This window comes from Gemmatimonadota bacterium, from assembly GCA_039715185.1.
In the GTDB taxonomy this organism is placed as follows: domain Bacteria; phylum Gemmatimonadota; class Gemmatimonadetes; order Longimicrobiales; family RSA9; genus DATHRK01.
On the sequence record JBDLIA010000093.1, the window covers coordinates 1 to 12,303 of the forward strand.

A 12,303-nucleotide genomic window follows, 5' to 3' on the forward strand; every position below is an offset into this window, starting at 1 on the left:
GATCACGCCCATCGCCATGGAGTCCGAGCTGCGCTTCGCCATCCGTGAGGGCGGCCGCACCGTCGGCGCCGGCGTCGTTACCGAAATCATCGAGTAGGGGCGCGGGAACTCTGACAACGGAACACTAGCATGGCACGCGACAAGGTCATCCTGGCGTGCAGCCAGTGCGAAGCCAGGAACTATCACACGACCAAGAACCGGCGACTGCACCCCGAGCGCGTCGAGTGGAAGAAGCACTGTCCGCGGTGCAACGCGCACACGGCGCACAAGGAAACCAAGTAGATAGATGGCTGTAGCCGACAACATCGAGAGGACCAAGGTCTTCTTCGACCAGACGGTCGAGGAGATGAAGAAGGTAACCTGGCCCGACTGGCCGCAGTTGCGTCAGGCCACTCTCGTCATCCTCCTTTTCGTGATCGTCGTGGCCGCCATCATCTGGGCGATGGATCTGGGCGTCAGCAACGTCATCAACCTCATCATCGACGTGTTCACGGGGTGATCGTGTTGGACGAAGCGCGCTGGTACGCGATCCAGACTTACTCGGGTCACGAGAACAAGGTGAAGAGGCTGATCGACCATCGCATCGGCCAACTTCCCGGTGAGACGCCCGAGGAGAAGGACATTCAGGAGGCTCTGGTGCCGACGCAGGATGTGGCCGAGATCCGCAACGGCAAGCGGGTCACGGTGACCAAGCGACTCTATCCGGGCTACGTGCTCGTCCGTATGCGAGCCAACCAACAGTCGCTGCATACCGTCAACAGCATTCAGGGCGTCATCAAGTTCGTGGGGGGCGGCGCGCGGCCGCAGCCCCTGCGCGAGGACGAGATGGCCAAGATTCTCGGACTCGAGCCGGAGGTGGCCGAGGTCGAGTCGAAGGAAGAGATCCCGTTCCGGATCGGTCAGGTGGTGGAGGTGACCGAGGGCCCGTTCACGGACTTCAGCGGAACGGTGCAGGAGGTGGACGACGACAAGGGCAAGGTCAAGGTGGAGGTGAGCCTGTTCGGCCGGCCCACGTCGGTGGAGTTGGATTACACGCAGCTCAGAGGCTTCTAGCCGGCCTGGCAGGTCGGCGGTGCCGCCCGCTCGGGCGGCGAAGCTTTTTGCGCGCGCGGTGTGGCAGCCCACGCTCCCGGGCACACCACGCCGTCGATACAGCAGGGAGCACGAAGGGTATACATGGCAAAGAAGGTCATCGGGTTCATAAAGCTCCAGGTGCCCGCCGGCCAGGCCAACCCTGCGCCCCCCGTGGGTCCGGCGTTGGGTCAGCACGGCGTCAACATCATGGAGTTTTGCAAGGCGTTCAACGCCAGAACACAACAGGGCGGCGGGATCCTCATTCCCGTCGAGATCACGGTCTACGCGGACCGCTCCTTCAGCTTCATCACGAAGACTCCGCCGGCCGCCGTGTTGCTCAAGCGCGCGGCGGGCCTGCAGAAGGCTTCGGGCGTGCCGCACGTGGAGATAGTCGGCTCGGTGACCAAGGATCAGGTCCGCGAGATCGCCGAGACCAAGATGCCCGACTTGAACGCCGCCAACGTGGAGTCCGCCATGCGCATGATCGAGGGCACGGCGCGGTCCATGGGCATCACGGTGGAGGGCTGATGCCGAAGCGCGGAAAGAACTACCGGAAGGCAGTCGCCGCGGTGCCGGCCGATCTTCGCTTCGAGACTCCGCTGGACGCGCTCAAGGTGGTCAAGGAGACGTCGTTCGCGAAGTTCGACGAGACCGTCGAGGTGTCCGTCCGCCTGGGCGTGGACCCCAAGCACGCCGACCAGATCGTGCGCGGCACAGTCGTGCTGCCGCACGGCACGGGCAAGGCGGTTCGGGTGCTCGTGCTCGCGCAGGGCGACAAGGCCCGTGAGGCCGAGGACGCCGGCGCGGACTACGTGGGCATGGAGCACATCGACAAGATCAAAGAGGGCTGGCTGGACTTCGACACCGTCGTCGCTACACCGGACGTCATGGGCCAGGTGGCCCAGGTGGGGCGCATACTGGGGCCGCGTGGCCTCATGCCCAATCCCAAGGCCGGGACCGTCACGTTCGAGGTGGGCAAGGCGGTGGGCGAGGTGAAGGCGGGGAAGATCGAGTACCGGGTCGACAAGACCGGCAACCTGCACGCGCCGATCGGTCGCGTGTCGTTCGAGGCCGAGCGCCTGGACGAGAACCTGGGGGCCTTCATGGATTCGGTGGTGCGGGCGAAGCCGTCCGCCGCCAAGGGCACCTACGTTCGCAACGTCGTGGTATCGAGCACGATGGGCCCCGGCGTGAAGATCGATCCGAACCTCTATCGCCGCACGTCGGCGGGGGCGGCGTCATGAAGGTCGAAGTCAAGCAGGAGGTCGTGAAGGAAATCGCGGGCAAGCTGGATGCGGCGCGCGCGTTCTACCTCACGGACTTCACCGGGCTGGACGTCAAGAGCATGACCGAGCTCCGCGCAAAGCTGCGCGCGGAAGGGATCGAGTACCTCGTGGTCAAGAACTCGATGGCGCAACGCGCGGTGGAGGCGCTCGAGGTGCCGGACATAGCCGAGTTCTTCATCGGCCCCACGGGACTGGTGATCGGCACGCAGGACGCCGTGACGCCGGCCAAGGTCATCTGGGAGTTCGCGAAGGAACACGACGACAAGCCGACCGTGAAGGTCGGCATCGTGGAAGGCGAGAAGGTGGACGCCACGGGCGTCGGCAAGCTCGCCAAGCTGCCTCCGAGGGAACAGCTCCTGGCGGAGCTGGCCGGGGCGATGCAGGCGCCCATGGCGGAACTCGCCGCTCTCATGCAGGCGATGCTCTACGAGGTAGCCGGATTGATTGATGCCCTGCGCGTCCAGAGGGACGCGGCGGGTTCCTGACCCTCATCGGTGCGAAGAACAAGGGGATAGCGAGATGGCGAACAAGGAAGAGCTGCTCGACGCGATCGGCGAGATGACCGTGATGGAGCTCGCGGACTTCGTCGAGGCCTTCAAGGAGAAGTTCAACGTCACCGCCGTCGCCGCGGCTCCGGTCGCGGCCGGTGGCGGGGCGGCCGGTGGCGCCGAGGCAGAGGTCGAGAAGGACGAGTTCGACGTCATTCTCACGGAGATCGGCGGCAAGAAGATCCAGGTGATCAAGGCGGTTCGCGAGGTCACCAGCCTGGGACTCAAGGAGGCCAAGGATTTGGTGGACAGCGCTCCGTCGCCCGTCCGCGAGGCCGTCTCGAAGGACGAGGCCGAGCAGATCAAGGCCAAGCTCGAAGAGCAAGGCGCTACGGTCGAGCTGAAGTAGCGTCGCCGCCGCTCCGGTCTGCGCCAGCGTGGCGCGGGACCGGCGAGCCGCCCCTGGACGGATCGAGGGCGGTGAAGTGCGACCGCAACTTCAGCCGAGGGCGCCGATGCAAGTAGGCAGTTTCCAACGTTCACGAGCCGCCGAGGTGGTGGCGGCGCCGCCGGATCAAGGCGGAACGACGAGGCGTAGCCTTCGCTACGGCGAGGAGTTCCAACGATGAGCCGGCGGATGCATGGCGGCGCCGAATGGCCGTGCCGCGTTGGAAGCGGCCTACGGGGACGCCAGCCGTACAGATCATCGCTTCGCAGAACCCCACCGCCGTCGGCGGTCGGGGGTTTCTGCGCTTCACACCCGTCGACGAACGGCGGCGCGCGGCGTGACTCATCCGCGCGTGCCCGCCGGCCCGAGTCGGATTCTGAGGGAATCGGAAGGGGGAGTTCCTCTTGGCTACACGTTTGAACGGCAAGCGACCGGTGGTGACGTTCAGCAAGCTACCGGACGCCATGCCCATGCCCAATCTGCTGGACGTCCAGCTGGAAGCATTTTCGAGGCTGCTTCGCACCGAGGCGGAGTCGGGAGTGCAGGAGGACGTAGGGCTGGAGCGGGTCTTCAGGGAGATCTTCCCGATCAGCGACGTGAACGAGAAGTTCTCGCTCGAGTTCGTGGGCTACAGCCTCGGCGAACCGAAGTACACGGTGGACGAGTGCATCGAGCGCGACATGACCTACGCCGCGCCCCTGAAGTCGCTGCTGCGTCTCATCGTCTGGGAGGAAGTGGAGGACGGCGAGGACGGCGAGCCGCGGCCGCAGGACATCATCGAGAAGGAAGTCTACCTCGGTGACCTGCCGCTGCTCACTGACCTGGGCACGTTCATCATCAACGGCGCCGAGCGGGTCATCGTGAGCCAGCTGCACCGCTCTCCGGGGGTGGTGTTCGAGGAGACGATCCACCCCAACGGGTCGAAGCTATACAGCTCGCGGATCATCCCCTTCAGGGGCTCGTGGGTCGAGTTCACGATCGACATCCACGACGTCATCCACGTCCACATCGACCGCAAGAAGAAGTTCCCGGCCACCGCGCTGCTGCGCGCGTTCGGTCACGGCACCGACGAAGCCATCCTTCAGATCTTCTACAAGAAGCGGAAGATCACGGTGCCCAAGCTGGAGGACGCCGACAAGGGCGCGCGCCGTGAGGGTCTGGGCGCGCTCGCGGCCGTGGAGGTCGTGGATCCGGAGTCCGGCGAAGTGCTGGTGGAGGTCGCGCAGGAGCTGACCGAAGAGGTCATCGAGCAGCTACACCGCGCCGGGATCAAGAAGGTCTCGATCTTCGCGGGTCAGGCCGAGTCCTCGCGCGGCGACAGCCCGCTCCTCAAGAACACGCTGAAGAAGGATCCGACCTCGGACGAGGAGTCCGCGCTGCGCGCGATCTACTCCCTGCTGCGCCCGGGCGAGCCGCCCAACATGGAGACGGCGCGCCTGGCCCTGGAGCGAATCTTCTTCAACCCCAAGCGCTACGACCTGGGGCGCGTGGGCCGCTACAAGATCAACCAGCGGCTCGGGCTGGATACGCCGGCGGGCACCACGGTGCTTACCCAGGAGGATTTCACCGCGATCTTCCGCTACCTCATCGAGCTGCACGAGGGGCGTGGCTTCGTGGACGACATCGACCACCTGGGCAACCGGCGCATCCGCACGGTGGGCGAGCTGATCGCGAATCAGTTCTCGGTGGGCCTCTCGCGCATGGCGCGGCTGGTCAAGGAGCGCATGTCGATCACCACGGACGTCGAAAAGATGAACATCGACGACCTGGTGAACGCGCGTACCGTGAGCGCGGTGATCCAGGCGTTCTTCGGGTCGAGCCAGCTCAGCCAGTTCATGGACCAGACCAATCCGCTGGCCGAGATGACGCACAAGCGGCGGCTGTCGGCGCTGGGGCCCGGCGGCCTGACGCGTGAGCGCGCCGGCTTCGAGGTCCGCGACGTGCACTATTCGCACTATGGGCGGATGTGTCCGATCGAGACCCCGGAAGGCCCGAACATTGGTCTGATCACCAGCATGACCACGTACTCGCGGATCAACAACCTCGGCTTCGTCGAGACGCCGTACCGCAAGGTGGTGAAGAACAAGGTCACCGATAAGATCGTCTGGCTCGACGCCAACGCGGAGGAGGACGCGACGATAGCCCAGGCGAACGCGCCCCTCACCGAAGACGGGCACTTCGCCAACGAGTTCGTGCTGTGCCGCTATCGAGGAGACTTCCCGCTCGCCCGGCCGGACGACATCGACTACATGGACGTGGCGCCGGACCAGCTCGTGTCGGTGGCCGCCGCGCTGATTCCGTTCCTCGAGCACGACGACGCCAACCGCGCGCTGATGGGCTCGAACATGCAGCGCCAGGCGGTGCCGCTTCTGTACCCGGAGGCGCCGCTCGTGGGCACGGGTCTGGAGGAGAAGGTCGCGCGCGACTCCGGCGCGGTCATCCTGGCCAAGCGTCCGGGCGTCGTGGAGCGGGTGACCGCCGATGAGATCATCGTGGACACCGGCGCGGTGTCGCCCGGTAAGTCGGACGAGCCGCTGGCCAAGCTGGCGCAGTTCGATCGCTATCGCCTGAAGAAGTTCTGGCGGACCAACCAGGACACCGCCATCAACCAACGCCCCCTGGTCAAGCAGGGCGCCAAGGTGAAGGCGGGGCAGATCATCGCGGACGGCCCGTCCACGCAGTTCGGCGAGCTCGCGCTCGGCCGCAACGTGCTGGTCGCCTTCATGCCCTGGTACGGACACAATTTCGAGGACGCGATCGTCATCAGCGAGAAGCTGGTGAAGGAGGACGTCTACACGTCGATCCACATCCAGGAGCTCGAGCTCCACGTGCGCGACACCAAGCGCGGCATGGAGGAGATCACCCGCGAAATCCCGAACGTGGCTGAAGAGGGCCTCGTACAGCTCGACGAGCGGGGTGTGGTGCGGATCGGCGCGCGCATGAACCCGGGTGACATCCTGGTCGGCAAGATCACCCCCAAGGGGGAGACCGAGCTTTCGCCGGAAGAGAAGCTGCTGACGGCGATCTTCGGCGAGAAGGCCAAGGACGTCAAAGACTCTTCGCTCAAGGTGCCGCCGGGGCTGACCGGTACGGTTATCGACGTGAAGGTCTTTAGCCGCCGGATCGACGATCCGCTGCTCGAGCAGGAACGGGGCTCTCGCATCGGCGAGCTGAGGGCCTTCGAGCGCACCGAAATCCGCCGCATCAGTGACGCGCGCGACGAGGAGCTGCGCGAGCTGCTGAAGGGCCAGACGGCGTCGCTGATGCTGCGGCACGGAACCGTGGAGCCGTACCTGGAAGAGGGCACCAAGCTCCTGGTGAAGGCGCTCGAGGACATCGACTTCGGCGACATCGACCTGACCACGCTCAAGGTCAAGAACAAGGAAGCGAACGAGCGCATCCGCCTCGTCATCGACGAGGCCAAGAAGCGCATCGGGCGCGTCCGCGAGAAGACCGAGGAGCAGATCGACAAGGTCTTCCAGCCCGACGAGCTGCCTCCCGGTGTGGTGCAGCTCGTCAAGGTCTACGTCGCCGAGAAGCGCAAGATCAGCGTCGGCGACAAGATGGCGGGCAGGCACGGCAACAAGGGCATCATCGCCCGCATCGTGCCCGAGGAGGACATGCCCTTCCTGCCCGACGGCAGGCCCGTGGAGATCGTCCTCAATCCGCTCGGCGTGCCGAGCCGCATGAACGTCGGCCAAGTCCTGGAGACACACCTGGGGTGGGTGGCCGACATGCTCGGTTTCGAGGCCAAGACGCCCGTCTTCCAGGGTGCGTCCGAGGACGAGGTCGGAGCGTTGCTCAAGTTCAGCGGGCTCAGCTGGGCCGCCCGTTCGGCGCGCTTGCAGACGGCTTTCCCCGAATTCGGAAAGGCCGAGACCGAAGCGCTCATCAGGCTGATTCACGACCAGGCGCCCGATCGAGGCGCGGTGAGCGGTGGGGGCACCGGCGGGGGTAACGGCGCCGCCGGCTACGGCATGGGCACCGAAACCGTGGGCGGGGACCTGGACGCGTACCTCGGCCAGGGCGTCGACGAGTCGATGAAGAAGACCCTGGGCAGCGTCAAGGCGTTCCTCGTGGCCGCGGCCGATGAGTTGGCCGAGCGGCGCGATGCGAAGGTCGAGGACGCCTTCCCGGCGATCTCGGCGCTCAGGCGCAAGCGCACGTTTTCGGAGGGGATGGGGCTGGACGCAGCCATCGTGGAGCTGCTCGTGGCGGCCGGCATCACGGCGGCGGGCAAGGTCTGGCTGCGCGACGGCCGCAGCGGGAAGCAGTTCGACTTCCCGGTCACCGTCGGCCAGATCTACATGCTCAAGCTCTCGCACCTCGTGGACGACAAGATCCACGCGCGCTCCATCGGACCGTACTCGCTGGTCACCCAGCAGCCGCTGGCGGGGAAGGCGCAGTTCGGCGGGCAGCGCTTCGGTGAGATGGAGGTGTGGGCGTTGGAGGCGTACGGGGCCGCGCATACGCTCCAGGAGATCCTGACGGTCAAGTCCGACGATGTGTCGGGGCGCTCGCGCGTCTACGAGGCGATCGTGAAGGGCGACAACCTGCCGGAGCCAGGCATTCCAGAGTCGTTCAACGTGCTCGTGAAGGAACTTCAGTCCTTGGGGTTGAGCGTAAAGCTCGGACGTGAGGAGTAACGATACATGATCGATTTTCCGCGCACGCGCGAGCCGCGTTCCAGTGACTTCGATTTCATCCAGTTGAGGATCGCCTCCCCCGAGGAGATCCGGAGCTGGTCGTACGGAGAGGTCACGAAGCCGGAAACCATCAACTACCGCTCGTTCAAGCCAGAGCGGGACGGGCTGTTCTGCGAGCGCATTTTCGGTCCTGTGAAGGACTGGGAGTGCCACTGCGGGAAGTTCAAGCGAATCCGTTTCCGCGGCCACATCTGCGACAAGTGCGGCGTGGAGGTGACGCTGTCCAAGGTTCGCCGCGAGCGCATGGGCCACATCGAGTTGGCCGTGCCGGTGGCCCACATCTGGTTCTTCAAGACGCTGCCGAGCCAGATGGGCTACCTCCTGGGCATGACCCTGCGTGACCTGGAGAAGGTGATCTACTACGCCGCGTACGTGGTCACTCAGCCGGGCCGGCAGGAGGTCACATACCAGCAGCTGCTGGATGAGGACGAGTACTACGACCTGCGCATCAAGGCGCGCGAAGAAGAAGACGACGAGTTCAAGGCCGAGATCGGCGCGGAGGCCGTCCGCACGCTGCTCATGCGGTTGGACGAGGAGGATCGGTCCATCGACGATCGGAACAAGGACGGTCGAGGGATCGATCGCCTGGCGGAGCGGCTCCGCTACGAGGTGGCGAACGAGACCAGCCAGCACCGCAAGAAGCAGAAGCTGAAGCGGCTCAAGGTGCTGGACGCCATCCGCAACTCGGGGCGAACCCCGGAGCAGCGCAATCGGCCCGAGTGGATGATCCTGGACGTCGTACCCGTGATTCCGCCAGACCTGCGGCCGCTGGTGCCGCTCGACGGCGGGCGTTTCGCGACCAGCGACCTGAACGATCTGTACCGCCGGGTCATCAACCGGAACAACCGGCTGAAGAAGCTGATGGAGATGCGCGCGCCGGAGGTCATCCTCCGGAACGAAAAGCGCATGCTCCAGGAGGCGGTCGACGCGCTGTTCGACAACAGCCGCCGCTCGAAGGCCATTCGCGGGCGAGGCAAGCGGCCGCTCAAGTCGCTGTCCGACATGCTCAAGGGCAAGCAGGGCCGGTTCCGCCAGAACCTGCTCGGCAAGCGCGTGGACTACTCGGGCCGTTCGGTGATCGTGGTGGGCCCCGAGCTCAAGCTGCACCAGTGCGGCCTGCCCAAGGTGATGGCCGTCGAGCTCTTCAAGCCCTTCATCATCCACGAGCTGGAGAAGAGGGGTGAGGCCGAGACGGTCAAGCGCGCGAAGAAGATCGTGGAGCGCGAGGACCCCAAGGTCTACGAGGTGCTCGAGGACATCATCCGCGACCACCCGGTGCTGCTGAACCGGGCCCCGACTCTGCACCGGTTGGGGATCCAGGCGTTCGAGCCTGTCCTCGTGGAGGGCAAGGCGATCCGCATCCACCCGCTCGTGTGCGCGGCGTTCAACGCCGACTTCGACGGGGACCAGATGGCGGTGCACCTGCCGCTCAGCTTCGAGGCGCAGATCGAGGCGCGAGTGCTCATGCTCGCCTCGAACAACATCCTGCTGCCGTCCAACGGACGCCCGATCGCGAGTCCCACGCAGGATATGGTCATAGGCTGCTACTACCTGACCAAGGCGCCGGCGTTGGTGCAGGGGTTGGAGGAGCGCGCTGCCTCCGTGCGGCTGCCCAAGGCGCAGCGCGACAAGGCGAACCAGGAGCTGGACGAGGCGTACGCGGACGCGCCGCGCTACGGTATTTTCGCCGAGGCCGAGGCCGCCCTCGAGCTGGGCCGCGTGGGCTTCCATTCGCCCTGCTGGTTCTGGGTGGAGCGGCGCCAGATCGAAGGCGAGGAAGACACCGAGGATCGGCGCGGCAAGTGGGTCCGCACGACGATCGGTCGGGCGATATTCAACTCCATCGTGCCGGAGGATCTTGGCTTCTGGAACAACACGATGGGCAAGCGCGAGCTCGCCGACATCATCGCCAAGGCGTACCGCGAGGTGGGTCTCAGCCGGACCACCGAGTTCCTGGATTCGCTCAAGTCCTTCGGATTCCGCTACGCCACGATGGGAGGCATTTCGGTAGGGCTCGCGGACCTGCAGATCCCGGGCGAGAAGTCGGAAATCCTGGGCGAGGCCGATCAGGAAGTGGCGCGCTTCAACCGCGCCTACCAGAAGGGCGTGATCAGCTTCGGCGAGCGTTACAACAAGGTGATCGACACCTGGACGCACGCCAACAACGACGTGGCGGACGCCATGGTGCGCCACCTGGAGCGCAGCCGCGGCGGCTTCAACCCCGTGTTCATGATGATGAACTCGGGCGCGCGCGGTAACCGCGACCAGATGCGCCAGCTCGCCGGCATGCGCGGCCTGATGGCCAAGCCGCAGAAGAAGCTGACGGGTGGCATCGGCGAAATCATCGAGAGCCCCATCAAGTCCAACTTCCGCGAGGGCCTTACGGTGCTGGAGTACTTCATCTCCACGCACGGAGCTCGCAAGGGTCTCGCGGACACCGCGCTCAAGACGGCGGACGCGGGTTACCTGACGCGTCGCCTGGTGGACGTCGCGCAGGACGTCACCATCGCCGAAGATGACTGCGGTACGGTGCTCGGCATCGACACCACGGCGCTCAAGGAGGGTGAGGACATCATCGAGCCGCTCGCGGACCGGATCGTCGGCAACGTGGCGCTCGATGAGGTGGTCGATCCGATCGACAGCGAGACGCTCGTCGAGGCGGGCGAGCTGATCGACGAAGAGGCCGCGGAGGCGATCGAGGACGCGGGCATCCAGAACGTGAAGATCCGTTCGGTGCTCACGTGCGAGGCCAAGCGCGGCATCTGCCAGATGTGCTACGGCCGAAATCTGGCCACCTTGGCCATGGTGGATACGGGCGAAGCGGTCGGGATTCTCGCCGCGCAGTCCATCGGCGAACCGGGCACGCAGCTGACGCTGCGGACGTTCCACATCGGCGGCACCGCGGCCCGGATCGCGGCTCAGACGCAGCGCAAGTCGAAGGTCGACGGAGTCATCTCGTTCGAGCGGATCACCTTCGTCCAGACCCCCGACAAGCTGCGGGTGGTCACGAGCCGCGAGGGCGAGATCGTGATGAAGACCAAGGAGGGCGCGGTGCGCAGCCGACTCTCCGTGCCCTACGGAGCCACGCTCGCGGTGGAAGAGGCCGACGAGGTGGAGGCGGGCGACCTGCTGTTCAGCTGGGATCCGTACTCCGAGCCGATAGTGGCCGACCACAAGGGCACGATCCACTTCATCGACATCGTCGAAGAAGAGACGGTCCGGGAGGAGCTGGACGAGTCCACCGGGCGCCGCCAGTTGGTGATCATCGAGGACCGCGACAAGCGGCTCCACCCGATGATCGAGATTCGCGACGGCAAGGGGAAGAAGCTGCGCGAGTTCATCGTGCCGGTGGGGGCGCAGCTCACCGTGGCCGATGAAGAGGCGGTGCAACCCGGCGCCACGCTCGCCAAGATCAGCCGTGAGGTCTACAAGACGCGCGACATCACGGGCGGTCTGCCGCGTGTCGCGGAGCTCTTCGAGGCGCGGCGTCCCAAGGACCCGGCGGTGGTCACGGAGATCGACGGTTCGGTCCGCTTCGGCGACATCAAGCGAGGCAAGCGTCAGATCATCATCGTGCCGGAGGACGCCGAAGAGCGCGTATACGACGTCCCCGTCGGCAAGCACTTGCGCGTGCACGAAGGGGACCAGGTGCGGGCCGGTGATCGCCTCAGCGAGGGGCCGGTCAACCCGCACGACATCCTGCAGATCAAGGGCCCGCGCGCGGTGCAGGAGTACCTACTGAACGAGATCCAGGAGGTGTACCGCCTGCAGGGCGTGAAGATCAACGACAAGCACATCGGCGTGATCGTGCGCCAGATGCTCCAGAAGGTGCGGATCACCGATCCGGGCGACACGGAGCTGCTGGAGGGCGAGAACTGCGACCGCGCGATCTTCCGCGACATCAACGCCCAGGCGCTGGAGGAGGAGAAGAAGCCGGCGCGTTCGGAGCCGTTGCTGCTCGGCATTACCAAGGCGAGCCTCACCACGGAGAGCTTCATCAGCGCGGCCTCCTTCCAGGAGACCACGAAGGTGCTGACCGATGCGGCCGTGCGTGGCGCGCGCGACGACCTCAAGGGTCTGAAGGAGAACATCATCATCGGTCACCTGATCCCCGCGGGAACGGGGATCTATCGCCACTCCGACGTGGAGTTCCTCGTCGAGGCGGAGGGATCGACCGAGCAGGAGATGATCGCCGCGGCCGAGGAAGGACCGTTCTTCCGCGCCTTCCCGGCGGGGGAGGAAATGGCGGCGGCGGAGTAGTCGGCGAGCCTGGCGCTCGCCTGCGGCACGAGACGGCCCGT

The 12,303-nt window shown here is 65.7% G+C and carries 10 protein-coding genes; all 10 read left to right on the forward strand.

Annotated features, from left to right (window positions below; all coding sequences use genetic code 11):
• The coding region (locus ABFS34_13710; GenBank protein MEN8376497.1) for an elongation factor Tu at positions 1 to 97 on the forward strand (97 nt) is incomplete at its 5' end.
• 32 nt (positions 98 to 129) lie between these two features.
• On the forward strand, positions 130 to 282 hold the full coding sequence (gene rpmG, locus ABFS34_13715; GenBank protein ID MEN8376498.1) for a 50S ribosomal protein L33: 153 nt from the start codon (positions 130 to 132) through the stop codon (positions 280 to 282).
• A gap of 4 nt (positions 283 to 286) precedes the next feature.
• Positions 287 to 499, forward strand: coding sequence for a preprotein translocase subunit SecE (secE, locus tag ABFS34_13720; protein ID MEN8376499.1), 213 nt, complete (start codon positions 287 to 289; stop codon positions 497 to 499).
• Entirely contained in the window at positions 496 to 1,053 is a 558-nt protein-coding gene (gene nusG / locus ABFS34_13725; protein ID MEN8376500.1) for a transcription termination/antitermination protein NusG, read from the forward strand. The genes secE and nusG overlap by 4 nt, the downstream gene beginning before the upstream one ends.
• 123 nt (positions 1,054 to 1,176) lie before the next feature.
• Positions 1,177 to 1,602: a 50S ribosomal protein L11 gene (gene rplK / locus ABFS34_13730; GenBank protein ID MEN8376501.1), complete on the forward strand. Its 426-nt coding sequence runs from the start codon at positions 1,177 to 1,179 to the stop codon at positions 1,600 to 1,602.
• On the forward strand, positions 1,602 to 2,318 hold the full coding sequence (gene rplA, locus ABFS34_13735; protein MEN8376502.1) for a 50S ribosomal protein L1: 717 nt from the start codon (positions 1,602 to 1,604) through the stop codon (positions 2,316 to 2,318). Before rplK ends, rplA begins: the two co-directional genes overlap by 1 nt.
• On the forward strand, positions 2,315 to 2,845 hold the full coding sequence (gene rplJ / locus ABFS34_13740) for a 50S ribosomal protein L10 (GenBank protein ID MEN8376503.1): 531 nt from the start codon (positions 2,315 to 2,317) through the stop codon (positions 2,843 to 2,845). Before rplA ends, rplJ begins: the two co-directional genes overlap by 4 nt.
• A 34-nt stretch (positions 2,846 to 2,879) precedes the next feature.
• Positions 2,880 to 3,257 (forward strand): 50S ribosomal protein L7/L12, encoded by a 378-nt coding sequence (gene rplL, locus ABFS34_13745; protein ID MEN8376504.1) that lies wholly within the window; start codon positions 2,880 to 2,882, stop codon positions 3,255 to 3,257.
• A gap of 443 nt (positions 3,258 to 3,700) precedes the next feature.
• On the forward strand, positions 3,701 to 7,942 hold the full coding sequence (rpoB, locus tag ABFS34_13750; protein ID MEN8376505.1) for a DNA-directed RNA polymerase subunit beta: 4,242 nt from the start codon (positions 3,701 to 3,703) through the stop codon (positions 7,940 to 7,942).
• Between the two features lie 6 nt (positions 7,943 to 7,948).
• A complete protein-coding gene (rpoC, locus tag ABFS34_13755; GenBank protein MEN8376506.1) occupies positions 7,949 to 12,262 on the forward strand; it encodes a DNA-directed RNA polymerase subunit beta' in 4,314 nt (1,437 codons plus the stop codon).
• Positions 12,263 to 12,303 lie beyond the last annotated feature (41 nt).

Bases quoted from the DNA above. Each gene is read 5' to 3' on its own strand.
- rpmG (MEN8376498.1), top strand. From the start codon at position 130: ATGGCACGCGACAAGGTCATCCTGGCGTGCAGCCAGTGCGAAGCCAGG.
- secE (MEN8376499.1), top strand. From the start codon at position 287: ATGGCTGTAGCCGACAACATCGAGAGGACCAAGGTCTTCTTCGACCAG.
- rplK (MEN8376501.1), top strand. From the start codon at position 1,177: ATGGCAAAGAAGGTCATCGGGTTCATAAAGCTCCAGGTGCCCGCCGGC.
- rplA (MEN8376502.1), top strand. From the start codon at position 1,602: ATGCCGAAGCGCGGAAAGAACTACCGGAAGGCAGTCGCCGCGGTGCCG.
- rplJ (MEN8376503.1), top strand. From the start codon at position 2,315: ATGAAGGTCGAAGTCAAGCAGGAGGTCGTGAAGGAAATCGCGGGCAAG.
- rplL (MEN8376504.1), top strand. From the start codon at position 2,880: ATGGCGAACAAGGAAGAGCTGCTCGACGCGATCGGCGAGATGACCGTG.
- rpoC (MEN8376506.1), top strand. From the start codon at position 7,949: ATGATCGATTTTCCGCGCACGCGCGAGCCGCGTTCCAGTGACTTCGAT.